Source organism: Thalassospira profundimaris WP0211, from assembly GCF_000300275.1.
Lineage (GTDB): Bacteria > Pseudomonadota > Alphaproteobacteria > Rhodospirillales > Thalassospiraceae > Thalassospira > Thalassospira profundimaris.
In genome coordinates, this window is record NZ_AMRN01000002.1 from 86,569 (window position 1) to 109,969 (window position 23,401).

General features: G+C 55.3%; 19 protein-coding genes. 6 read left to right on the forward strand and 13 right to left on the reverse strand.

Going from position 1 to position 23,401, the window contains the following annotated elements:
- Positions 1 to 1,536, forward strand: a complete 1,536-nt coding sequence (locus TH2_RS04505) for an aldehyde dehydrogenase family protein (protein WP_157193851.1) — start codon at positions 1 to 3, stop codon at positions 1,534 to 1,536.
- Positions 1,537 to 1,607: 71 nt separating this feature from the next.
- Here TH2_RS04505 and TH2_RS04510 read toward each other — a convergent pair whose 3' ends face one another.
- The gene (locus tag TH2_RS04510) at positions 1,608 to 3,245 is read right to left on the reverse strand and encodes an electron transfer flavoprotein-ubiquinone oxidoreductase (protein ID WP_008889217.1); all 1,638 of its coding nucleotides are present in this window, start codon (positions 3,243 to 3,245) and stop codon (positions 1,608 to 1,610) included.
- Between the two features lie 273 nt (positions 3,246 to 3,518).
- Here TH2_RS04510 and TH2_RS04515 point away from each other — a divergent pair, with 273 nt between their 5' ends.
- The 3 genes from TH2_RS04515 to TH2_RS04525 all read left to right on the forward strand — a co-directional run bounded on the left by TH2_RS04515 (position 3,519) and on the right by TH2_RS04525 (position 6,798).
- Positions 3,519 to 4,409: a uracil-DNA glycosylase gene (locus TH2_RS04515; protein WP_008889218.1), complete on the forward strand. Its 891-nt coding sequence runs from the start codon at positions 3,519 to 3,521 to the stop codon at positions 4,407 to 4,409.
- A 232-nt stretch (positions 4,410 to 4,641) separates the two neighbouring features.
- Positions 4,642 to 6,495 (forward strand): lytic transglycosylase domain-containing protein, encoded by a 1,854-nt coding sequence (locus tag TH2_RS04520; protein ID WP_008889219.1) that lies wholly within the window; start codon positions 4,642 to 4,644, stop codon positions 6,493 to 6,495.
- Between the two features lie 15 nt (positions 6,496 to 6,510).
- Positions 6,511 to 6,798, forward strand: a complete 288-nt coding sequence (locus TH2_RS04525) for a hypothetical protein (protein ID WP_008889220.1) — start codon at positions 6,511 to 6,513, stop codon at positions 6,796 to 6,798.
- A 15-nt stretch (positions 6,799 to 6,813) separates the two neighbouring features.
- On the opposite strand, the gene TH2_RS04530 is transcribed toward TH2_RS04525, so the two are convergent.
- The 10 genes from TH2_RS04530 to TH2_RS04575 all read right to left on the reverse strand — a co-directional run bounded on the left by TH2_RS04530 (position 6,814) and on the right by TH2_RS04575 (position 14,621).
- A complete protein-coding gene (locus tag TH2_RS04530) occupies positions 6,814 to 7,530 on the reverse strand; it encodes a tetratricopeptide repeat protein (RefSeq protein ID WP_008889221.1) in 717 nt (238 codons plus the stop codon).
- A gap of 46 nt (positions 7,531 to 7,576) precedes the next feature.
- A complete protein-coding gene (locus TH2_RS04535) occupies positions 7,577 to 8,077 on the reverse strand; it encodes a cytochrome c-type biogenesis protein (RefSeq protein WP_008889222.1) in 501 nt (166 codons plus the stop codon).
- Positions 8,074 to 8,610 carry a DsbE family thiol:disulfide interchange protein gene (locus tag TH2_RS04540; RefSeq protein ID WP_008889223.1) on the reverse strand — a complete coding sequence of 179 codons (537 nt, stop codon included), beginning with the start codon at positions 8,608 to 8,610 and terminating at the stop codon, positions 8,074 to 8,076. The genes TH2_RS04535 and TH2_RS04540 overlap by 4 nt, the downstream gene beginning before the upstream one ends.
- Positions 8,607 to 10,676 carry a heme lyase CcmF/NrfE family subunit gene (locus TH2_RS04545; protein WP_008889224.1) on the reverse strand — a complete coding sequence of 690 codons (2,070 nt, stop codon included), beginning with the start codon at positions 10,674 to 10,676 and terminating at the stop codon, positions 8,607 to 8,609. The genes TH2_RS04540 and TH2_RS04545 overlap by 4 nt, the downstream gene beginning before the upstream one ends.
- A 132-nt stretch (positions 10,677 to 10,808) precedes the next feature.
- Positions 10,809 to 11,297, reverse strand: coding sequence for a cytochrome c maturation protein CcmE (gene ccmE / locus TH2_RS04550; protein WP_008889225.1), 489 nt, complete (start codon positions 11,295 to 11,297; stop codon positions 10,809 to 10,811).
- 13 nt (positions 11,298 to 11,310) lie between these two features.
- Positions 11,311 to 11,508 (reverse strand): heme exporter protein CcmD, encoded by a 198-nt coding sequence (gene ccmD, locus TH2_RS04555; protein ID WP_008889226.1) that lies wholly within the window; start codon positions 11,506 to 11,508, stop codon positions 11,311 to 11,313.
- Positions 11,505 to 12,293: a heme ABC transporter permease gene (locus TH2_RS04560; protein WP_008889227.1), complete on the reverse strand. Its 789-nt coding sequence runs from the start codon at positions 12,291 to 12,293 to the stop codon at positions 11,505 to 11,507. The genes ccmD and TH2_RS04560 overlap by 4 nt, the downstream gene beginning before the upstream one ends.
- A gap of 60 nt (positions 12,294 to 12,353) precedes the next feature.
- Positions 12,354 to 13,019 (reverse strand): heme exporter protein CcmB, encoded by a 666-nt coding sequence (gene ccmB, locus TH2_RS04565; protein ID WP_008889228.1) that lies wholly within the window; start codon positions 13,017 to 13,019, stop codon positions 12,354 to 12,356.
- Complete coding sequence (gene ccmA, locus TH2_RS04570) at positions 13,016 to 13,729, reverse strand: heme ABC exporter ATP-binding protein CcmA (protein ID WP_008889229.1); 714 nt, start codon at positions 13,727 to 13,729, stop codon at positions 13,016 to 13,018. The genes ccmB and ccmA overlap by 4 nt, the downstream gene beginning before the upstream one ends.
- A 139-nt stretch (positions 13,730 to 13,868) precedes the next feature.
- Positions 13,869 to 14,621: a DUF1223 domain-containing protein gene (locus TH2_RS04575; protein WP_157193853.1), complete on the reverse strand. Its 753-nt coding sequence runs from the start codon at positions 14,619 to 14,621 to the stop codon at positions 13,869 to 13,871.
- Positions 14,622 to 14,900: 279 nt separating this feature from the next.
- On the opposite strand from TH2_RS04575, the gene TH2_RS04580 reads away from it, so the two are divergent.
- Entirely contained in the window at positions 14,901 to 16,241 is a 1,341-nt protein-coding gene (locus tag TH2_RS04580; protein WP_040822843.1) for a sodium-dependent transporter, read from the forward strand.
- A 77-nt stretch (positions 16,242 to 16,318) separates the two neighbouring features.
- Here TH2_RS04580 and TH2_RS04585 read toward each other — a convergent pair whose 3' ends face one another.
- Together TH2_RS04585 and acnA are read right to left on the reverse strand one after the other, a co-directional pair.
- Complete coding sequence (locus TH2_RS04585; protein ID WP_040822692.1) at positions 16,319 to 18,865, reverse strand: EAL domain-containing protein; 2,547 nt, start codon at positions 18,863 to 18,865, stop codon at positions 16,319 to 16,321.
- Between the two features lie 217 nt (positions 18,866 to 19,082).
- Entirely contained in the window at positions 19,083 to 21,770 is a 2,688-nt protein-coding gene (acnA, locus tag TH2_RS04590) for an aconitate hydratase AcnA (protein ID WP_008889233.1), read from the reverse strand.
- Positions 21,771 to 22,590: 820 nt separating this feature from the next.
- Here acnA and TH2_RS04595 point away from each other — a divergent pair.
- Positions 22,591 to 23,400 carry an ABC transporter ATP-binding protein gene (locus TH2_RS04595; protein WP_040822694.1) on the forward strand — a complete coding sequence of 270 codons (810 nt, stop codon included), beginning with the start codon at positions 22,591 to 22,593 and terminating at the stop codon, positions 23,398 to 23,400.
- Position 23,401: the final 1 nt, after the last annotated feature.

The window sequence follows — 23,401 nt, forward strand, 5'->3', positions numbered from 1 at the left end:
ATGAGCAGCGCAGATGAACTGATGACGCGTGACTATGCCAAGGCCATGGCACCGTTCTTTGCTGATGGTGTTGTTGGCAGTTGGGTCAATGGTGCGATCATGCCGGGCAAAGGCGTTGATATCGAATTGATCGATCCTGCAACCGGCAAGGCGTTTTTGACGTTCAAGGATGCTGGTGGCGATGTCGTCGATGCAGCTATGAAGGCGGCGGTTGCCGGGCAGCGTGTCTGGTGGGCGATGACGGCGGCGGAACGCGGCCGTATTCTTTGGAAAATCGGTGCCCAGGTCCGCGATCATCTTGAACAGCTGGCACTTCTGGAATGCGTTTCTGCCGGTAAACCGATCCGCGATACGCGGGTCGAGGTGCTTAAAGTCGCCGAGATGTTTGAATATTATGCCGGTTGGGCGGACAAGCTTCATGGCGATGTCATTCCGGTGCCGACCAGCCATCTGAACTATACCCGTCCCGAGCCATATGGCGTTGTTACGCAAATAACGCCCTGGAATGCGCCGATCTTTACGGCCGGTTGGCAGTTGGCCCCAGCATTGTGTGCGGGCAATGCGGCGGTTCTTAAACCGTCGGAAATGACGCCGCTGACCTCTGTTGCGCTTGGTGTTCTGTCGAAAAAGGCAGGTTTGCCGGATGGTGTTATTTCGGTACTGGCAGGATTGGGCCATACCACAGGTGTTGCGGCGACAACCCACGATGCCACCCGCAAGGTCGTCTTCGTCGGATCACCCAAAACCGGTTCTGTTATTGCGGCCCAAGCCGCCCAGAATATCGTGCCGTGTGTTCTTGAGCTTGGCGGGAAATCGGCGAACATTGTGTTCGAAGATGCCGATCTTAAGCGTGCCGTGACTGGGGCGCAGGCCGCGATCTTTAGCGGAGCCGGGCAAAGCTGTGTTGCCGGTTCGCGCCTGTTGGTTCAGCGTTCCGTGTTGGATCAGTTCCAGGAAATGCTGGTTACGGGTGCCAATCATATTCCGGTGGGCGATCCGCTTGATACCGCAACCCAGATTGGCCCGATCAACAATGATGCCCAGTATCAGACGGTAAAACGCCTGATCGCGGCGGGGCGTGCCGAGGGGGCCGAAATTCTTGCAGGTGGTGTCCGCCCGGATGGGACGGCCTGTGCCGATGGGTATTTCTTGCGTCCGACGGTTCTTGGCAATGTCCGCAACGATATGTCGATTGCACGTGACGAAATCTTTGGCCCGGTTGTTTCGGTCATACCTTTTGAGGACGAGGTGGAAGCCATTGCCATCGCCAACGACAGCAAATTTGGCCTGGCCGGTGCGGTGTGGACTGGCGCGGTGGATCGTGCGCACCGGGTGGCCGCCAATGTGCGGGCCGGGACGTTCTGGATTAACAGCTATAAGACCATCAATGTCATGTCGCCGTTTGGCGGGTTTGGACATAGTGGCTATGGCCGATCCAGCGGCAAGGAAGGCTTGATGGAATATATGCAGCCCAAAAGTGTCTGGACCGAAACCGCGGCAAATCCGCCGGTTGCCTTTGGCTATGCGCCAGAATGATCAAATCATCAGACTAAATAATAAGGGCCGCAAAAAGCGGCCCTTATTTGTATGAGGAAAGCCGAAAAGGCTTACATGTTCGGGTAGTTAGGTCCGCCGCCACCTTCGGGTACGACCCAAACGATGTTCTGGGTCGGGTCCTTGATGTCGCAGGTTTTGCAATGCACGCAGTTCTGCGCATTGATCTGCAGACGCTTGCCACCATTGTCTTCGTCTTCGACGAATTCATAGACACCGGCCGGGCAGAAACGTGCCTCGGGCCCGTCATAGACGGCAAGGTTGGTGTTGACCGGAACACTTGCGTCTTTGAGCGTCAGGTGGATCGGCTGATCTTCGCTGTGGTTGGTGTTTGACAGGAAGACCGATGACAGCTTGTCGAAGCTGATTTTGCCATCCGGTTTCGGATAGTCGATCTTTGGCATTTCTGCGGCTGGCTTCAGGCAGGCATGGTCGGCATGGTTTTTAAAGGTCCATGGGGCCTTGCCGCCGAACAGATAGGTATCGACCGCGCTGTAGGCCATACCACCCCAGAAGCCCCACTTGGCGAAGCTCGGTCGGATGTTGCGCACCTTGTGCAGTTCCGGATAGACCCAGCTGTCTTTCAGACGCTGCGGGTAGCTGTCCATCTGTGCAGGCGTTTCGTCGGCCGTCAGGGCCTCAAACGCGGCCTCGGCTGCCAGCATGCCGGTCTTCATTGCCGTGTGCGAACCCTTGATCTTCGGCACGTTCATGAAACCGGCCGAACAGCCGATCAGGCAGCCGCCCGGGAAGACAAGATCGGGGATCGACTGGAAACCGCCTTCGTTCAGCGCACGTGCGCCGTACGAGATGCGACGACCGTTTTCGAAGATCTTGCGGATTTCCGGATGCGTCTTGAAACGCTGGAATTCATCAAACGGGCTGAGATGCGGGTTTTCGTAATCAAGACCAATCACGAAACCAACAACCACCTGATTGTTATCAAGGTGATAGAGGAACGACCCGCCATAAGTGTCCTTATCCAGCGGCCAGCCAACGGTGTGCTGAATCAGGCCTTCCTTGTGCACTTCGGGGTCAACTTCCCAAAGTTCCTTGATGCCGATGCCATAGGTTTGCGGATCGGAATTTTTGCGCAGATCAAATTTCTTGATCAGCTGTTCAGACAGCGAACCACGGCACCCTTCGGCAAAGAAGGTGTATTTGGCATGCAGTTCCATGCCCGGTTCATGGTTCGGGCCCGGCGTACCATCACGTTGCAGGCCCATGTCACCGGTCGCGATACCCTTGACCGATCCGTCTTCGTTAAACAGAACTTCGGCGGCGGCAAAGCCCGGATAAACTTCAACACCAAGGGCCTCTGCCTGTTCGCCAAGCCAGCGGCAAACATTGCCAAGGCTGACGATATAGTTGCCTTTATTGTGCATTTGCGGCGGGGTCGGCAGCTTTTTCGCGCCGGTTTCGCTCAGCATCATGAACTGGTCTTCGCCTGCCGGCACGTTCAGCGGCGCGCCGCGTTCTTTCCAGTCCGGGAAAAGTTCATTGATCGAGCGCGGCTCCATCACGGCCCCTGAAAGGGTGTGTGCGCCGACCTCGGAACCTTTTTCAACCACACAGACGGTGATTTCTTTTTCCTGTTCCTGGGCGAGTTGCATCAGCTTGATGGCCGCTGACAGACCGGATACACCGGCGCCAACAACGACCACGTCAAATTCCATGGATTCCCGTTCCATTTGGCCTCTCTCCTTTGGCTGGCGACCATATCGAACTGTTCCCGTTCGTTGGCCGTGAGCCGGTATTCACCGTTCAGAGTCTCGCCCAAGCCCTGAATTCTCTCATAATTCTCTATGAATACAGCTATACCGATCATGGGATCAGTTGACAATCCATAGTCACGAACGGTGTCGCGTTTGTACTCTGGCACAAAGGACCCAAAATCGTATAAGGTCATCCCAAGCAACAGCTGCGATCCCGTTCGCGGTGCAACATACATCGCCTTAGTGTAGATGAGCAAACCAATTACAGACTTTGATGTAAATAATCTCGACCCGTTCGAGGCCCTTGTCTGGCAATTTGAAATGGGCGCGGACGAGGCCATCGCCGACGAGCCGCTTGACCGTTTCAAGGCGTCCGAAAGCCTGCGTCAGAACGCGGCGAACCGGCCGGGCTTTGGCGCGAATGCGGGCACCAACCCGCAGCGTCCGGCAGGGGCGTCGGCCCGTCCGGCACAGGCAGCGGGCACCGGCCCGGCACCAATCCCGGCTGGCGCGGATGGTGGATTTTTACTGTCTGACACGCCGCATGAAGCACGCCAGTCCGCACGTGATGCGGCGGCCGCGGCAAACAGTCTTGAGGAACTCAATGCGGCGATTGAAAAGTTTGAAGGCTGTGCCCTTAAGAAGTCCGCCAGCAATACCGTTTTTGGCACCGGCAATGTCGAGGCCAAGCTTGTTCTGGTCGGCGAAGCGCCCGGTGCTGAAGAGGACCGTCAGGGACTGCCGTTTGTCGGGCCAAGTGGCAAGTTGCTTGATGCGATGTTGCGATCCATCGGCTTGGCGCGCGAAGAAGTTTACATCACCAATATCCTGCCATGGCGGCCACCGGGAAACCGACAGCCAACCACAGCCGAAGTCGCGGTGTGTGAACCGTTTGTGCGCCGACATCTTGAATTGATCGGGCCAAAGGTTGTGGTGTGTCTTGGCGGCAGTTCGGCCAAGACACTGATGGAAGAAGATCGCGGGATCACGCGTTTGCGCGGCACCTGGAAGGAAGTTTCCTTTGCCGATGGCAAAAAGGCCGACCTGACTGCGATGTTCCATCCGGCCTATCTTCTGCGCACGCCGGAACAGAAACGCCTTGCCTGGCGTGATTTGCGCGCGATCGCACAAAAGCTTTAAGGAATTGGCGATAAACTGACTGTATGCATGGGAGATATGCATGCGTTCGAGGTGCGTATTCTGGGGTGGGCCAAGTGCTTGATTCCAGATAAATGATTTCGCGGTTTGGCTGTTTGCTGCTATAAGGGACGCCGTTGCACGAGGGGGAACACCGCAGGCAACGGGTTGCGAGACCAAACTGCTTCGGGATAAACACGCGGCTTGAAAACAAGTCTCGTTGGGGAAACTAATTTTGATCGAAGCAATAAGAACACGCCTGCCGGGTGTCAAAAGCACCTTAAGGCAGGGCCTATTCTTCGCGTTTCTTGGCACCATGACCGTCATGGGGGCCACGTCACCTGCTGTTGCCAGCACGCAGGAACAGGCAGCCCTTGGCAGCCCGGTTCTGGATGACGCGCTTTCGACCGTAATCCCCAAACCACTTTCCGAACGTGACGCCGAACTTTACGAACAGATTTTTGCCGTTCAGGAACAGGGCCGTTGGCAAGATGCCGACCGCCTGATTTCGCGCCTGTCTGATGATGTCCTGATGGGGCATGTGATGGCGCAGCGTTATCTGCATCCGACGGCCTACCGTTCGCGTTACAAGGAACTAAAAGACTGGCTTGCCAGCTATGCAGATCATCCGCAGGCACCGCGCATCTACAAACTTGCGCTGACACGTCGCGGATCGGCCAATTATCCGAAAAAGCCTGTGGGCAGCTATGTTTCGGGTGCCGGTTATGATTACGAGAACATCACGCCCTATTATCACAAGTCGTCCAAGAAGCTGTCGTCCAAGCAACGTTCGCGCGTCGCGACCCTGAAAAGTCGCATTCGCCATCGCATCGGCAGTGGCTGGCCGACCGGCGCGCTGGAAGTTCTTGAAAGTGATGAGGCACAGCGTCTTTTTGATGCCTATGAGCAGGACCACGCCAAGGCGGCAATTGCATCTGGGTACTATTACTTTGGCAAACCGGACCTTGCGTTGAAATATGCCGGTGAAGCGGCAAAGCGTTCGGGCAAGTATCTGCCGCAGGCGCATTGGACGGCGGGCCTGACCGCGTGGCGTCTGGGCAAGATGGATGAATCGCACGCCCATTTCGCAGCCCTGAGTACCAATAAATATGCATCCAGCTGGACCCGGACCGCAGGTGCGTTCTGGGCAGGGCGTATTGATCTGGCCGCAGGCCGGTTCGAAGAGGCCGATGCCATGTTGAACCGCGCGGCGGAATATCCGCGCTCGTTCTATGGTCAGTTGGCGATGCGCGCCCTTGGCCGTGACGATGTCTTTGACTGGGACAGCCTGGAGCTTGATGAAAACCGCGCCAACAAGCTGAAGCTAGATCCGCATGGGCGTCGTGCGCTTTCGCTGTTGCAGATCGGGCAGCGCGATGAAGCCGAACGTGAATTGCGCAAGGCCGCGGCAAAAGATGATGATTCGCTGCGCCGTGCAGTTCTGGCGCTGACTGATACCGCCAACTTTGCATCGCTGACCATGCGCCTTGGCAGCTATATCGCCCAGAAGACTGGTGAAGTGTTTGTAAACGCGCTTTATCCGGTCCCGCCATGGGAGCCGGAAGGTGGTTACGAAGTTGACCGGGCGGTGATTTATGCCTTCATGCGTCAGGAATCAGGTTTCAATACCGACGCCCGCAGTCATGCCGGTGCGCGTGGTTTGATGCAACTGATGCCGGCAACGGCAAGCTATATCGGCAATACCCGTTACCGGGGTGAAAAGCGTGCCGAGCTGTATCAGCCGGAAATCAACCTGTCGCTGGGGCAGAAATATGTTGATCACCTGCTTGAACAGAATGGCGTTGATAACGGCTTCTTGCAGTTGATGGCGGCCTATAATGGTGGCATTGGCAATCTTGGTCGCTGGCAGAAGGCGCTTAAGGACAATGTCGATCCGCTGTATTTCATCGAAAGCATTCCGTCGCGCGAAACCCGACTGTTCATCGAACGCGTAATGGCAAACCTTTGGATGTATCGTTCGCGGTTCGGTCAGGAAACGCCGTCGCTTGATCTTCTTGCAGCCGGTGAATGGCCAACCTATCAGCCGCAGGATCAGGAAAATGATCGCGGACTGACGGCCCAGCGTTAAGCACAATTATCTGCGATGACAGCCAGTAACGGCGACACCCCGCAAAAGCATCCATCACATGACAAGGACCGTCGCCCGGATCAGGGGACGGTCCTTGATCGTATCAAGATGCCGCCCATGAGCGGCGAAGAAGCTTTGCGACGGTTTAACGAGGGGCAGTCATCGGCAAATGGCGCCGGGAATGCGACGCAGCCGGGCGAGCTTGAAAACCTTCATCCGATCATCAAACTGATGGCACTGGGCGGGACATTGGTTCTGATTGTCGCGGTGTTGCTCGGGGTGCTTTATCTGTTTGCGGCCTAGTTCCCGCAATACAGACTAGTCGGCGCTGATCACGGCATCGGCACTGGATTGCAGGGCCTTGATTTCGCTTTCGGTGGCATTGCCAAGCGGGTCATCCTTGGGAAGGTCGCGATAAAGGTCGCTAAGCACGCGAAGCGCCTGATCGGATTTGCCATTTTGTTTCAGCATCATGCCGTAATAGTAGCGCGCCAACAGATGGTTGGGCATTTGCCCGAGGGCATGAAGCACAAGATCGCGTGATGTACTGTCGATCTGGCCATCCTGGGCGGTGATGCGGGTATCGGCATATTCAATGGCAAGCAACGGATTGTGCCCCGAAAGGGCGTAGGCCTGCGCAAAGGCGGCAACGGCGCGCTCAATATTGCCAAGGCGCAGCGATCCACGCGCCAGGGCGACCCAGCCTTGAAGATTGCGCGGGTTTACCTCAAGCGAGACGACAATCTGATTAAGCAAGCGCCTGATCTGTTGATCGGTTTTGAAATCCGGGTCGGTGGCGTTGTCGGCAACGGCGGCGGCTGCGGCGAGGTTGCGTTCACCGGCACGGTCTGCATAGGGCCGCGATGGCAGGGTTGGGCTGGCAATGATCGCATAAAGACCCAGTGCCGCGACGATCGGCAGTGCGGCAAACGTCACACGGCGCGCACGGGATCCGTGCCCGTCGGATTTCGGCAGGCTTGCATAGAGTGCAGAACCCGCCAGAACTGCCAGAACCGTCAAGCCAACCCAGATCACGCGAAACCTCCGACCGGTTGACGATATGTCAGGCGATCACGTTTCATCAGGACTTGCCGTCATCATTTGAAGTGCCAAGAAGTTCGTCCAGACGTTCCTGTTCGTCCTTTGACAGGGATGCAGATGCCGGGGAACCTTCGCGCTGCTTGCGGCGATAGAATGCAAAGACCGCTAGCAAGGCCAGCACCACCAGAACAGCCGGGCTTGCCCAAAGAATATAGGTTTCCGGTTTTAGCGGCGGGTTCAAAAGAACATAGTCGCCATAGCGCGCAACGATATAGTCAATGACCTCTTCATTATCGTCGCCGGCAACAAGGCGTTCACGCACCAGCACGCGCAGATCACGCGCCAGTTCGGCATCAGAATCATCAATCGACTGGTTTTGACAGACAAGGCAGCGCAGTTCCTTGCTGATTTCGCGCGCGCGTTCTTCAAGAACCGGGTTGGACAGCATTTCATCGGGGTTGACCGCAAATGCCGGGTTCGATGCAATGACCGGAACCAGAATGGCAAGTGCGCCAAAAACAAGTTTGAAGCGGCTTATCATCCCTTTAACTCCGCGATTTTCGGCAGCAGGACCTTTTCAAGGACTTCGACCGTAACGGGCCCGACATGCTTGTATCTGATTTGGCCGGTGCCATCGATGATGAAGGTCTCCGGCACGCCATAAACGCCAAAGTCAATACCGGTCCGGCCCGACAGATCCATGCCGACAGCGGCATAGGGATCGCCAAGTTCGGCCAGCCATTTCACGCCGTCTTCGGGATCCTTTTCCTTGTAATTCAGGCCATAGACCGGAACGTCGGCTTCGCGCGACAGGCGTTTGATCAGCGGATGTTCTGCGCGGCACGGGACGCACCAGCTTGCAAAGACGTTCAGAACCGATACCTCGCCCTTGGTCAGATCCGCACGCGACAGGCCCTTATCCCGACCCGGTAGTGGCGGCAGCGAGAATTCCGGTGCCGGTTTATCGATCAGGACCGATGGCACAACCGATGCATCCTTGTCGATGTTTAACAAGAACACCCCGGCTAGTGCGGCAAACAAAACCAGCGGAATGACAGCGATCGAAAATCTCATGAAGCGGGAACTCCAGTCTTCTTGAAGCGCAGGATTACGCGCGTGAGGATGCTGAAACATCCACCGATCAACATCAATAACATGCCACCCCAGACCCAGGGCATCATGGGCAAATAATGAACCGTTACCACCCGGCCACCGTCATCATCACGGTCACCGATCGAGACATGCAGATCGCCATCGCGACCATGCCAGATATCGGCTTCACGGGTTTCAACGCCACGGATCGGGTAATAGCGAATTTCAGGGAACAGTTCGGTGACCGGCAGGGAATGCCGATACAGGATAAAGGTCGCCTGACGGGTGGCATAGTTTTCACCGGCCAAAAGCGAGACACCTTCATATTGCAGGTTATAGGGGCCTGCCTGAATGCTTTGTCCGGCACGGGCAGAGACAACAACCTGTTCTTCCCAGATGCTGCTGGCCGATCCACCGGCAATCAGGATTGCAAGGCCGATATGGGAAAGGGTCATGCTGATATAGCGCGGACCCAGAAGTTGCAGGTTGCGATATTTGCTTTCGCCGTATTCAGGGTGGCGCCAAAGCCGTGCCCACAGATCACTTAGCGAAGCGGTCAGAACCCAACCGGCAAGACCGATACCGATCAGCGGTGCGGGTGACAGATCGATAAAGCGGATGGAAACGAACAGCACCGTGATGAGCGACAGGATGGCTGCAAGCTTCATGCGCCGCCCGATCATCCAGACTTCATCCTGTCGCCAACGCAGTGCCGGGGCAAAGGCCATCAGAAACAGCAAGGGCAGAACAATCGGGATCAGAGCTTTGACATAGAACGGCGCGCCAACCGTGATCGGGTCGCCCGTAATCCATTGCAAAACCAGTGGATAAATCGTTCCGATCAGCACGACGGCGGCAACCAGCGACAGCATGACGCTGTTAAGGAACATCGCACTTTCGCGCGAAATGACATCAAAACCGCGACCATCGCCCATCTGATCGACAGATCGCCAAAACAGGTAATAGGCGACCGCAAACACCAGACAGAACGCAACCAGAAGACCGGTACTGTCAATCGGCAGAAGCTGTGTTTCGGGCAGGGGCGCAAACAGATCTGATCGGGTCAGGTAGACCCCGAACCATCCCACCGCAAGCGTCGTTATGCCCAGAAAGGCTGTCCAGGCGCGCAGGGTTTCGGTTTTTTCCAGAACAGCCCGGCAATGCAAAAGGGCGGTTGCCAGCAACCATGGCAACAGAAGGCTGTTTTCCGCCGTATCCCAGTACCACCAGCCACCCCATGCCTGTTCGCTGTAGGAGCGATAGGCATTGATCGCAATTGCGGTGCCAAGGCAGACCCAGGAAATGATGGTCCAGGATCGCATGGTTTCGGCAAACCGGCGGTCAATCTTGCGGTCAAGCAAACCGGCCAGTGTCATGGCAAAGATACCGGCAAGGCCCGCCAGACCAAGATAAAGGAACGGTTCGCGCAGGACTTTAAGAAGGTCCTGGCTTTGCGGGTTCATCCCCCGACCATCAAGCGGCGCAACAGTGACGCGCAGGAACGGGTCGGCATCAATCAGTGTCACGACACCAAGAATTGCGATCAATGCGCCAAGAACGGAAAGGGCATTGCGCGCAAAGCGATCCGTACAGATGGCCACGGAACTGCGCAGTTGGATGGCAATCAGAAGATTGACCAGTGAAAGGGCCAGAAGCCACAGCAGCATGGCCCCGCCATCGGGGGTAAAGGCCGCCCCAATGCGATAAAGCAATGGGGTCGATGAATGACTGACGTTCGATACGATGGGCAGGGTGAAGTCACTGACGATAAAGGCATTAAGCAACGCCCCCTCGGCCAGAAGGCCAAGTAACAGAATGACCGCAGGCAAAAGAAACAGACTGGACGGTTTTACCGTAGTCTGCCCGAAAGCACCGTCATTATCATCATCATCGGAAAAGTCGGGGCTGCCAGCTGGTGTGGCAGAAGCCCGTTGGGGTGAGAGCATGCGCAGCGATGCACGTAGCCAAAGCGGGCTGAACAGAACCGCCTGTCCAATTCCCGTGACCACCATCAGCAGCAGGGCAAAATGTCCTAACTCTGCAAACATGTGCGTCTATGACTTCCCCAATAGTTCCCCTGCGCCCTATTGCCCGATCGGTCGGGTACAGATCAAGGGGCAATGGCCGCGGCTATGTTTTTCTTGCGCGTATGGTCGGGCTTTATGGCGGCAGAATGTGGCTTAATTGCGCATTTGTTCGGCGTTCTTGGCTTCGATTTCTTCCCAATAGCCGCTTTTCTTAAGCGATTCGGCGACTTCAGGGGGCATGTAGTTTTCATCATGCTTGGCCAGAACTTCGGATGCGACAAAGGTGCCGTCGCTGTTCATGTGACCTTCGGCGACGACACCCTGACCTTCGCGGAACAGGTCAGGCAAAATCCCGCGATATGAAACCGGCACACTTTCGGCCATGTCTGTGACGACGAAGGCAATGGTTTGGCCATCATCCTGTTTTGCCACCGACCCTTCAACCACAAGGCCGCCAATCCGCAAACGCTGATCGGGGTCAATCGGTGATTTTTCGGCGATTTCGGTCGGGCTGAAGAAGAACACCACCGAATCTTCAAATGCCGTCAGCATCAGGGCCGCAGCACTGCCAACGGCGAGCAAGATGGCCCCGATGACATACATGCGTTGGCGTTTACGGATTTTTGCGCGGGAAAGTGACACAGTCGTTCTCCGTTCAGGATGCCTGTTGGGTCTTTTTGGTTCGGCGGGGACGCCGTGATTGCAAAACCGCTTCAAGCTGTTCGCGTTCGATCCGGCTGCTGCGTAAGCCGCGTAGCGTTGCAATCAGCAAAACGATCATGGCAAGGGCGGTAACGCCGTAACTTGCCCAGATATAGCCGCCATAGCCGCCCATTGAGAAGAATTCACTCATTGCTTGGCCTCCGCATTGTGACCCGCTTCATAGGCTTGTTCTTTTGCCGATGTCGGGGTTTCGGGATCTTCAAACATGCCTGACAGATGCAGGGCGCGAATGCGCCGTTCATTCAGTTCCAGTCGGACCCTGAGGATCAAAACAACGAAGTAATAGCAGGTGAAACCAAGGATCATCAGGGCAAGCGGCAATTGCATGCTCGGATCGACGGCCGGGCCATCCATGCGCACGATCGAGGCTGGTTGATGCAGTGTATTCCACCAGTCGACCGAGAATTTGACAATCGGCACATTGACCGCACCGACAAGGGCCAGCGCCGATCCGGCCTTTGATCCGCGTTCCGGATCGTCAAAGGCGTTCACCAGCGCCATGTAGCCGAGATAAAGGAACAACAGGATCAGCATCGATGTCAGACGCGCATCCCACACCCACCAGGTGCCCCACATCGGTTCGCCCCAAAGCGATCCGGTAATCAGGCAAAGGGCGGTAAAGGTCGCGCCAACCGGTGCGGTGGCGCGCGCGCAGATATCAGCCAACGGGTGTTTCCAGATCAGGCTCATCGCGCCGCAAATCGCCATGCCGACATAGCAAAACAGCCCCATCCATGCGGCCGGAACATGGATATACATGATCCGCACAGTGTGGCCTTGCTGGTAATCAACCGGCGATCCGATCAGGGAAAAATAAAGGCCGGCCGCGATCAGGACCACGGTAAGAGCCGACAGCCACGGCAGGATCGGGGCTGTAAATTTCAAAAACACACTTGGTTTAGCAAAGCGATGCATTTTTCTTATCCTTGGTGCGGAAATCCGCAAAGGGTCATCCCGTCTCGTCGTCTTGTTGTTCTATTCCATGGCCTGGCGTACGGCATGGGCGGTGGCAAAGGGTGCGGCTGCCAATGTCAAAAGCAGGATGGCGGCCATGATCTGTAATTGCGCGGTCGCCGAAATTCCAAGCAGGGCCGCCTCAACTGCACCGGCCCCGAATATCAGTACCGGAATATATAGTGGTAAAACTAGAAGTGATACAAGAACTCCGCCACGTCGCGCGCCAAGTATGAGTGCTGCGCCAATCGCCCCGATCAGGCTCAGTGCCGGTGTACCAAGCAACATGGCGATCATCAAAGTGACAAAGCCGTCCTGATCCATGTTGAGCATCACGGCCATCAGGGGGGCCGCAATAATCAACGGAAGTCCGGTCGTCAGCCAATGGGCAAGCACCTTGCCCAGGATCAGAAGTTCGAGTGACACCGGCGATAGCGTTAAAAGTTCAAGCGTTCCATCCTCGTAATCGGCCTGAAACACGCGTTCGAGTGACAGCATGGCTGCCAGCAGAGCAGAGACCCAGATCACCCCCGATGCGATACGTGCCAGAATGTTGACCTCCGGCCCGACACCGAACGGGAACAGCGTGGTGGTAACAATAAAGAACGCCACGACCATCACGGAATCCGCACCCTGCCGCAGGGCCAGGCGCAGATCGCGTTGCAGAATGGCCAGAAAGCCGTTCATTGCGCGGCCTCCTGCGATGAGGCTGCACGCTTTGTCGGGGCCATGTCCTCGAGTTCGTCCTGCTCTGCCAGCCATTCGACCATCGGGATGGCAAAATCATCCAGATCGAGAATGGTCGGGTTTTCGACATCAAGATCGATATGGGTTGAATAGACGACAATGCCACCGCGGCCACGAAATTCGGTGATCAGTTGGGCCAGTTCAGCACAGCTTTCGCGATCCAGCCCGACGGTGGGTTCATCTAACAACCAAAGATCGCTTTGCCCGATCAGAACGCGGGCAAGGGCGGTGCGCCGTTTCTGGCCACTTGAAAGATACCGACCGGTAACCCGTGCAAGATGATGGATTTGAAGCGCTGTCAACGCCCGGTCAATCGCTGGGTCAAGATCACGCACGCCGCGCAACTGGCCCCACAAACGCAGATTGTCACGCACCGTCAGAACCGGTTTGATCGCATCCTGATGGCCAAGATAATGGGTGCGCGCATGATGGGCTGAACGATCCTCTGCGATGTTTTCACCGTTCCAGCGAAGGTCGCCCGAACGCGGTGCGACAAGGCCTGCCATCAGGCGCAAAAGGCTTGATTTCCCGGCACCATTTCGACCGCGCAGCATCACGGCATCACCGGATTTGGCCGAAAAGGACAGGCCGCCAAATACCAGTCTTTCGCCGCGGAGGCAGGTCAGATCAGAACCGCTAAAATCAGCCATATAACCCGTTAGATTGTCTGAAATTCATTCTGTAACATGTCATGATATAACGCGTTACAGCGTATTATTCATGCAATAACCGACAATCGACTGGTTGGCATTGTTTCAAATCAATCCAAACTCACGATCAAACAGGGAATCAGTCGTCGAAACGGACCATGGACGCACCGATGATCGGGCCGCCACGTCCGTTCTGGATCAATACGGCGATCCCCCCGTCATAGGCGGCTTTCATGGAAAACGGGATTTTCTGCTGATTGGTGCCATCCCATTGGCCAAGGCTGATCATATCGCGCACGACATTGGCATTAACCAGTCGTTTGCCGGCGTTTTCGCCCGAAAGCACATCGCGCTGATGTTCGCGATCAAAGCCGATCAACCAGATCTGCGAAATCTGTCCCGGGTTTGGTTTACCAACACCGTGCAAGGAAACAGTGCCCTTTGCCGGTTGTGTTTGATCAATGGTGCTTAGATGGATATCCGCAAGATCGCGTAACGGGGCAACCGTGGTGCTGGTGGTTTCGATCTGTTGTCTGGCGGTGGCGCGTACCACGTGATCGCCATTGATGATGACCTGCGGGGTATAGACGTAACGTTCGCGCATACGATTGGCATAGTCGCGTTGACGTTCGCTATATCGGGCGTCGGAGAACGGATCTTCCCAACCAAGGTAGTTCCAGTAATCAACGTGATAGGACAGCAACAGCAGATCATCATGCTGATCTGCCATATCATGCAGGACCTGATCGGCGGGCGGGCAGGAGTTGCATCCTTGGGACGTGTAAAGTTCGACGACCGCACGCGGCAAAACACTTTCAGCAGCCCTTGCGGGTGAAGATACGGTCATGAGCAACAGTGCAAGCGCACTTAAAAGGGGGCGAGGGTTTTTCATGACATTGATCATGCCTGAAAACCACCATCACCGACCAATCACAAGGCCTTGAAATCAGCAGTAGGTGTAAAGTGGAAGATATTTGCGCGTTTGCGTGGATCTTTGAAAGGAGATTTCCAAAGATTGATGCTATGAGCTGCGGACCAATCGGAACCAGTTCTAGGGAGCTGTCCATTGCAAAGGAACAAACGACCTTTGCGTTAAATGAAAAATGCGGAACTGATCTGCTGGTGGGAGCTTAATCTGGCAAGATCGGTCCAATACGAGGTTTGCAAGCGAATGATGAAACGCGAACACTGGGGCTCACGCCTTGGATTTATTCTGGCCGCCGCCGGGTCGGCTGTCGGATTGGGGAACATCTGGAAGTTCCCGTATATGGCTGGCGAGAATGGCGGTGGCGCATTCTTGGTGATCTATCTTGCGCTGGTCTTTACCATCGGTATTTCGGTCATGCTCGCCGAATTCGTGATCGGCCGCATGTCGGAAAAGAACGCGATTGGCGCATTCGCCAAACTTAAAGGTGGGCTTTGGCCGATCGTTGGTTTGTTTGGCGTTGCTGCCGCCTTCATGATTTTGTCGTTTTATTCGGTGGTTGCCGGCTGGACCCTGTCCTACATGATCAAGGCCGTCACCGGGGCGCTTTCGATCGAAGATCCGGCAGCCCTTGGTGACATCTTTGGCAGCTTCATCAGTGATACGACCTCGCCGTTGATTTTCCACGCGATCTTCATGGCGTTGACCATTTTTGTTGTGCTTTCCGGTGTTGGTGCCGGTATTGAGCGCGCGTCGAAAATCCTGATGCCCGCACTGTTTGCGCTTTTGATCGTTCTGATCGTACGCTCGGTTACGCTTCCGGGGGGCATGGAAGGTGTGGCCTTCCTGCTGTCACCGGACTTTTCGAAAGTGACCTGGGCAACGGTTTCTGATGCGCTATCGCAGGCCTTCTTCTCGTTGTCGCTGGGGATGGGGGCAATGATCACCTATGGCTCTTACCTTGCTAAGAAAGAAAACCTTCCGGGCTCTGCCGGTTGGGTCACTTTGCTTGATTCGGCTGTTGCCGTTCTGGCCGGTCTTCTGGTTCTTCCGGCGGTGTTTGCCTTTGGCTTTGATCCGAGTGCCGGTCCGGGCCTGACCTTTATTACGCTGCCAGCTGTGTTCGCCCAGATGCCGTTTGGTTCGTTCTTTGCCTTCCTGTTCTTCCTGCTGTTGGCGATTGCGGCTTTGACCTCTGCGGTTTCCATCCTTGAAGTGGTTGTTGCCTATTTCGTCGATGATCGTGGGATCAATCGCAAAACCGCGGCAGTGGTTCTTGGTTTCGTGATCTTCCTGCTTGGTATTCCGTCGTCGCTTTCGATGGGGGTCATGTCGGATGTCGAAATCCTGTGGGGCAAGAACTTCTTTGACCTGATGGACTTCGTCAGTTCGAGTCTGCTGTTGCCGATTGGCGGTTTGTTGATTTCGTTGTTTGTTGGCTGGATCGTTTGGGGCAAGGCCCAGGAAGAAATCGCAGCACATAACGGAATTGTGCCGATATGGATCGGTGCGTGGGGCTTGATCGTCAAGTTCGTCGCACCGCTGGCGATTGCCTTTATCCTGCTTAAAGGTCTTGGCGTTTTCTAAGTCAGACTTGCTGATAGGCATATGCGAAAGGGCGGGGAAATTCCCCGCCCTTTCGTCTTTTGGTAATTGCGCTGGTTTTACAGGGCGGTTTCCTTGGCGAGCTTGGAAACAGATTCTGCGCTCATCGGCTGACCCAGCAGATATCCCTGGATCAAGTCACATCCGGCCTTGCGCAGCACGTCAAGCTGATGCTGGTTTTCCACCCCTTCGGCAACGCAGGTTTTGCCAAGGTTGCGCGCCATATTGATGATCGTAATTGGCAAGGTTTCACCATCCGGGCCGTCTTCGATGTCCCAGACAAAACTGCGATCAAGCTTGATCACATCAAAGGGCAATGTGCGCAGATAACTCAGGCTCGAAAATCCAGTCCCGAAATCATCAAGTGCGATGCGCACACCAAGATCACGCAGTCGCTGCAATTTGGTCCGCATGTCATCAATATTGCGCATGAACAGGCTTTCGGTGACTTCGATTTCCAACCGGTCGGCAGCCACACCCTTGTCAACGATGATGGCGCGAAGCTGTTCGGCAAAATCCATCGATCCATAGAACTGCTGAACTGACACATTCACCGCAAGGCGCAGGTTATGTAAGCCTTCCTGACGCCAGGCGACCAATTGCTTGCAGGCGGTACGAATGACCCAACGACCCAATTCGCCAATTACGCCCATTTCCTCGGCAATCGGGATAAAGGTCGAGGGCGGAATGGTTTTGCCATCGGCCGTCGTCCAGCGCAGCAATGCCTCGACGCCGGCCATTTCACCGGTTTTTGCATCAAATTGCGGCTGATAGACAAGGTGGAGTTCCTGATTGTCTACTGCACGGCGCAAAGCAGTTTCAAGGGCAAGGTCCGCGCCCTTTTGACTGTGCAGATTTACGCTATAAAGCCCGACCCGGTTGCGTCCCTGTTCCTTGGCCTGGACCATAGCCAGCTCAGCACAGCGAATGATGTTGCTGGTGTCATTCGCGTCTTCGGGGAAGGACGCAATGCCAATACTTGCCGAAAGATAGACGTCCTCACCCTTGCGGGTCAGATGGGCTTCGCCAAGGCGCGTCAGAAGACTTTCTGCTATCCCGACGGCTTCCTGTTCGGTGTTCACATTTGGCAGGATTGCGGCGAACTCGTCGGCACCGATACGAGCAATGACAGCATCGTGACCAAGTTCGCGGCTGATGCGGCGTGATACTTCGACCAGGACATCGTCCCCGATGTTATGACCAAGGGCATTATTGACGCGCTGGAAGTTGTCGATATCGAGCATGGCAACCGTGAGCGGGCGTCCGACCCGGCGGGCGCGACCGATATGAAGCGACAAAAGCTCCGAAAACCGGCGGCGGTTTGGCATGCCGGTCAGTTCATCGGTAAAGGCAATCCGCAGGACATCTTCGCGGTTTTTTTCACGTCCACTGATGTCGGTAAAGATCGAAGCGTAGTGGGTGATTGTGCCTGCACCATCACGGACCGCCATGATCGAAAGCCATTCTGCGTAAATCTCGCCAGACTTGCGCCGGTTCCAGATTTCGCCTTCCCATTTCCCGGTGCGCGCCAAATCCGCCCAGAGCTTGGCATAGAAAGTTTTGCTCTGTCGCCCGGATTTCAAAATCGCCGGTGTCTTGCCGATCACTTCTTCGGCCTGATAACCGGTCACGCGCGTGAAGGCCGGATTGACGGCCTCGATCTCGGATTGCGCATTGCAGATCATCACACAGTCCGGGGAATTTTCGATCAGCTTGTTGGCAAGGGCCAGAGACTGGCGCGCCTTGGTAATTTCGCTGCCGCTGTCTTCGGCCAAGCTGCTTAGATGGATCAGGTAATCCTGTTCAATAAATTCAAGCAGATCGGCAAATGACAAAACCCCGATGGTTTCGCCGTTATGATTATGAACTACAAGATGACGAAAATTGTCGCGCATCATCATATTACGCGCGTCATCAAGGTTCATGTCCTGACGAATGAAGGTCACCGGCCGGGTGGCAATGTCGCCCGCAGTCAGGGTTTCATGTTCGTCAGCCAAGTGACGCAAGATATCACGTTCAGTGATAATACCGGTTTTCTGTTCTGCCGGCAGGTCGTCGGGGAAACCGGAAATGATCGCGCTATCGCATTTTTCCGAATACATGCGCTGACGCAGTTCCCAGACCCGAATATCCTTATGGGCAAACACGGTGGATTGGCGCACGGCATCTGCAACATCGTTGGCAATGAACGGCTTTTTATCACCGACGTGACGGATGAGATCGGTCTGACTGATGATCCCGACAAGGCAGCCATCCGCATCAATGGTGACAAGATGGCGCACGCTGCGATCACGCATGCGTACGATAGCCGATTGCGGTGTGGCATGGACCGAAATGGTATGTACCGGTTGGGACATACGCGTTGAAACAGGTTCAGAAAGGGCGACCATGGTTGACGGAGGCAACGATAGCAAATCGTGCTCGGTCAGAATTCCCACAGGTTTATTGTCGACGACAATAATGATGGAACTGCTGTTGGCTTTGCGCATTTTGGCGGTGGCGTCGCCAAGAGACGTTTGCGGTGTGCAGCTTAAAACTATTCCTGGAGAAAGTGTACCGACCGTCAGACCAAACGGGCGTCCATCGGAGGATCTGGGGCGTATCATGCGCGTTTGCTCTGTTCGACTGATCTTTTTCGGCTTTTATTCTTAAGGGTGAGGCGAAGGCGCCATACCTAGCAGGTTCGGCTTACTTGAGAATTGTTCTGGATCAAATCCGCGACGTTCAATTGAACGTCGCTCAGTAAAGCCGGTCCCAAACAAGAACACCCCACCGGAAAACCGGTGGGGTGTCAACATTTTGGTTCGCGATTTCAGAATGAAATCAGGCCGCTTTCATCATGTTACGCAGAACGAACTGCAGGATGCCGCCGTTCTGGTAATAGAGAACTTCGTTCTCGGTATCGATACGACAGGTGACAGCGAATTCTTCGGTGCTGCCATCCTTGCGCGTGATGCGAACCGTAACGTCCTGAAGCGGGGTGATGCCATCACCGATGCCAAGGACATCAAAGGTTTCCGAACCGTCCAGCTTGTAGGTCGCACGACCTTCGCCGTCCTTGAACTGCAGCGGCAGAACGCCCATGCAGACCAGGTTGGTACGGTGGATACGCTCGAAGCTTTCCGCGATCACAGCTTTGACGCCAAGCAGGTTGGTGCCTTTTGCTGCCCAGTCACGCGAAGAACCGGTGCCGTATTCCTTACCAGCGACGACAACCAGCGGGGTGCCTTCGGCCTGGTAACGCATTGCAACGTCATAGACCCAGCCCTGTTCGCCCGACGGATAATGAACCGAAACACCACCTTCGGTGCCCGGTGCCATTTCGTTACGGATACGAATGTTGGCAAAGGTACCGCGCATCATGACTTCGTGGTTACCACGACGTGCGCCATAGGAGTTGAAGTCACGAACAGCAACGCCGTGCGCCTTGAGGTATTCACCTGCCGGGCTTTCTTCCTTGATCGAACCGGCCGGGGAAATGTGGTCGGTGGTGACAGAGTCACCCAGGATCAGGAGCGGACGTGCGCCATGAACTTCAGAGAAGTCACCCGGCTCTTTCGCCATGTCGACGAAGTAAGGCGGGTTCTGAACGTAGGTGGACTTGCCATCCCACGCGAAGGTCTCGCCTTCGGTGACTTCGATTTCCTGCCACGGTTTCGGACCGGCAAAGATGTTGTCGTAACGATCTTTGTACATGGACGCCGAGATCGAGGACGCGATGGTGTCAGCGATCTCTTTGTTGGTCGGCCAGATGTCTTTCATGAAGACGTCTTTACCGTTTTTGTCCTTACCGATCGGATCTTTGTTCAGATCGATCTTCAGGTTACCGGCAAGCGCATAGGCAACAACCAGCGGCGGGGAGGCAAGGTAGTTTGCCTTGACCTGCGGGCTGATACGGCCTTCGAAGTTACGGTTACCCGACAGAACGGCGGTGACGAGCATGTCGTTACCATCGATCGCGTCGATGATCGGTGCTGCCAGCGGACCGGAGTTACCGATACACGTGGTGCAACCGAAACCGGCCACGTTAAAGCCAAGCTGATCCAGGTAATCCTGAAGGCCTGCTTTTTCGAGGTAGTCGGCAACAACCAGCGAACCCGGTGCGAGCGAGGTTTTCACCCACGGCTTGCTCTGAAGGCCGAGTTCGACAGCTTTTTTCGCCAGAAGACCTGCTGCGATCAAAACGCTCGGGTTCGAGGTGTTGGTGCAAGAGGTGATCGCGGCGATGACGACGTTACCGTCTTTCATTTCGAAGTTTTCGTTCGAAACCGGAACAGAACGATCAGCATCAACACCCGGTGCCATGTCGGCAAAGGTCTTGGTGAAGCTCGAAACGGCATCTTTCAGCAGAACACGGTCCTGCGGACGCTTCGGACCCGAAAGGGCCGGCTCGACGGTGGAGATGTCAAGTTCAAGCGTTGCGGTGTATTCGGCTTCATGTGCCGGGTCACGCCACATGCCCTGTTCTTTGGCATATGCTTCGACCAGTGCAATCTGGTCTTCGTCACGGCCGGTCGAACGCATGTAGTTGAGCGTTTCGTCATCGATCGGGAAGAAGCCACAGGTCGCACCATATTCCGGTGCCATGTTACCAATGGTCGCACGATCCGGAAGGCTCATGTGGTCAAGCGCATCGCCGTAGAATTCGACGAATTTGCCGACAACGCCTTTTTCACGCAGCATCTGAACGACGCGCAGAACAAGGTCAGTTGCGGTGATGCCTTCTTTCATGGAACCGGTCAGCTTGAAGCCGACAACTTCCGGGATCAGCATCGAGATCGGCTGACCAAGCATTGCTGCTTCGGCTTCCAGACCACCAACACCCCAACCGAGAACAGCAAGGCCGTTCACCATGGTGGTGTGAGAGTCGGTACCGACCAGCGTGTCCGGATAGGCAACGGTTTTGCCGTCTTCGTCCTTGCCGGTCCAGACGACCTTTGCAAGATGTTCGACGTTAACCTGGTGGCAGATACCAGCCCCCGGCGGAACAATGCGGAAGTTGTTGAAGGCGTTCTGGCCCCAACGTAGGAACTCGTAACGTTCGCCGTTACGTTCGAACTCGACTTCCATGTTCTTGTCGAGTGCGTCGTCGGTGCCGAAGAAGTCGATCATGACCGAGTGGTCAATGACGAGGTCAACCGGTGAAAGCGGGTTCACCTTCTGGGCGTCGCCGCCCATCTTCACCACAGCATCGCGCATCGCAGCAAGGTCAACAACGGCGGGAACGCCGGTGAAGTCCTGCATCAGAACGCGGGCCGGACGATAGTTGATTTCGTGGCTGCTTTTGCGCTCTTTGAGCCAGTCAACAACAGCTTTGACATCGTCGGTTTTAACGGTGAAATCGTCTTCGTAACGCAGAAGGTTCTCAAGAACGACTTTCAGCGTGAAGGGAAGTTTTGAAACGTCGCCGAATTTCTCGGAAGCAACTTTGAGGCTGTAATAGTCGACGGACTTGTCCCCGACTTTCAGCGTGCGGCGCGTTTTCAGGTTGTCTTTGCCACAAATGGACATCAGACCCTCCTCAAGGTGGTTAAAAGGGCTTGTCGTGACAAGACACCCCGACCGTCGGAGCGCCGAGCGGTGGGCTATCTGTGTTGCGTGACGCGGGTCACGGCTACATATCTATGTGCAACGGGGTTACACCACAATTCCCTGTGAAAGTCCAGACCCCGAAAAGGGGTATTGGTGAAAACCCGTTGATCACAGCATGTTGGCAAAGCCCAACAAGCAGTCAAACGGCTTTAGACGATATGTGCCGTGGCTTTTGGCCTTTCAATAGGACGGGCAAAACACGGAGTCTGTTTTTTCCTGACATGTTTATAAAGCCGCCGGCATTTGCGGCAATGAATGTCGGCGTGGGGCGCAGGGTCCGGTCGCCTGTAACGACGACTCCGCACCGGAGTCGGGGTGGCGGGTTCGAATTTGCCTGCAAAGCGACATGTTCCCAATGCGCGCGAATTGTGCGGTGCATGATTGCGAAAGATTTTTGCATTGCGGTGTTTTCGCGTGCCGTCTGCGACCTGCAACCTGAGATAACGCTACGTAATCAAGGGTAGAGCGGTCAGTGTATTCTGTCGTCAAATAATTGTGCGGTGCGAATTTGTAGAAAACTCCCAACCCCTTGAGAATCATTGCATTGACGCAATATGCTGAAATTGGTACTTAAATGCCTATTAAATGTGTCAGGCCCGGTTTCCGTAAGGTCAGGGTCATAAAATAAACCGACACATCATCAGGGAAACTGAACAGCGGTTTGCAAATTTTCACGCGAAAGAACCCGAAATGCGGTTCTGCGGCATTTGCGGCCCAAGTCAGGGAGGAATGCGACGGCATGACGTCACAGAGTCCTATTTTAGAGATTAGCGACGTGTCGCTTGTTTTCGGCGGCGTGCGTGCGCTGAGTGATGTCAGCTTCTCCGTTCAGCCGGGCGAGCTTTTTTCGATTATCGGCCCGAACGGTGCCGGTAAGACATCCATGCTGAACTGCGTTTCGGGGCGTTATACGCCAACGACCGGTTCGGTATCTTTCAAGGGCAAGGATGTTACCGGGCTCAAGCCGAATGATCGTGCCGAACTTGGTATCGGGCGTACGTTCCAGAACCTGGCGCTTTTCGGGCACATGAATGTGCTTGATAACATCATGGTCGGTCGTCACCACCTGCTTAAGAACAACTTTCTGAACGGGCCGCTTTACTGGTTTGGCGGGGCGCAGAAAGAAGAGCTCGATCATCGTCGCTTCTGTGAAGATGTGATCGACTTCCTTGAAATTTCCCATATCCGCAAGGCGACCGCCGGCACGCTTTCCTATGGTTTGCGTAAACGGGTCGAGCTTGCGCGTGCTGTTGCGTTGCGCCCAGACCTGATCCTGCTTGATGAGCCGATGGCGGGTATGAACCTCGAAGAAAAAGAGGACATGGCGCGCTTTATCATCGACCTCAATGAAGAGTGGGGCATGACCGTTGTCATGATCGAACACGACATGGGTGTGGTCATGGATATCTCCAATCGGGTGATGGTCCTTGATTTCGGTCGCAAGATTGCCGAAGGCCTGCCTGAAGAGGTCATGGCCAACAAGCATGTCAAGAAAGCCTATCTCGGCGAAGAAGACGACGACACGGACGAAGACGAGCAGGTGGCCTGAT

Bases quoted from the DNA above. Each gene is read 5' to 3' on its own strand.
- TH2_RS04515 (WP_008889218.1), top strand. From the start codon at position 3,519: ATGAGCAAACCAATTACAGACTTTGATGTAAATAATCTCGACCCGTTC.
- TH2_RS04595 (WP_040822694.1), top strand. From the start codon at position 22,591: ATGACGTCACAGAGTCCTATTTTAGAGATTAGCGACGTGTCGCTTGTT.
- TH2_RS04510 (WP_008889217.1), bottom strand. From the start codon at position 3,245: ATGGAACGGGAATCCATGGAATTTGACGTGGTCGTTGTTGGCGCCGGT.
- TH2_RS04560 (WP_008889227.1), bottom strand. From the start codon at position 12,293: ATGCATCGCTTTGCTAAACCAAGTGTGTTTTTGAAATTTACAGCCCCG.
- ccmA (WP_008889229.1), bottom strand. From the start codon at position 13,729: ATGGCTGATTTTAGCGGTTCTGATCTGACCTGCCTCCGCGGCGAAAGA.
- TH2_RS04575 (WP_157193853.1), bottom strand. From the start codon at position 14,621: ATGAAAAACCCTCGCCCCCTTTTAAGTGCGCTTGCACTGTTGCTCATG.
- TH2_RS04580 (WP_040822843.1), top strand. From the start codon at position 14,901: ATGATGAAACGCGAACACTGGGGCTCACGCCTTGGATTTATTCTGGCC.
- TH2_RS04535 (WP_008889222.1), bottom strand. From the start codon at position 8,077: ATGATAAGCCGCTTCAAACTTGTTTTTGGCGCACTTGCCATTCTGGTT.
- TH2_RS04525 (WP_008889220.1), top strand. From the start codon at position 6,511: ATGACAGCCAGTAACGGCGACACCCCGCAAAAGCATCCATCACATGAC.
- ccmD (WP_008889226.1), bottom strand. From the start codon at position 11,508: ATGAGTGAATTCTTCTCAATGGGCGGCTATGGCGGCTATATCTGGGCA.
- TH2_RS04505 (WP_157193851.1), top strand. From the start codon at position 1: ATGAGCAGCGCAGATGAACTGATGACGCGTGACTATGCCAAGGCCATG.
- TH2_RS04540 (WP_008889223.1), bottom strand. From the start codon at position 8,610: ATGAGATTTTCGATCGCTGTCATTCCGCTGGTTTTGTTTGCCGCACTA.
- TH2_RS04545 (WP_008889224.1), bottom strand. From the start codon at position 10,676: ATGTTTGCAGAGTTAGGACATTTTGCCCTGCTGCTGATGGTGGTCACG.
- acnA (WP_008889233.1), bottom strand. From the start codon at position 21,770: ATGTCCATTTGTGGCAAAGACAACCTGAAAACGCGCCGCACGCTGAAA.
- ccmB (WP_008889228.1), bottom strand. From the start codon at position 13,019: ATGAACGGCTTTCTGGCCATTCTGCAACGCGATCTGCGCCTGGCCCTG.
- TH2_RS04585 (WP_040822692.1), bottom strand. From the start codon at position 18,865: ATGATACGCCCCAGATCCTCCGATGGACGCCCGTTTGGTCTGACGGTC.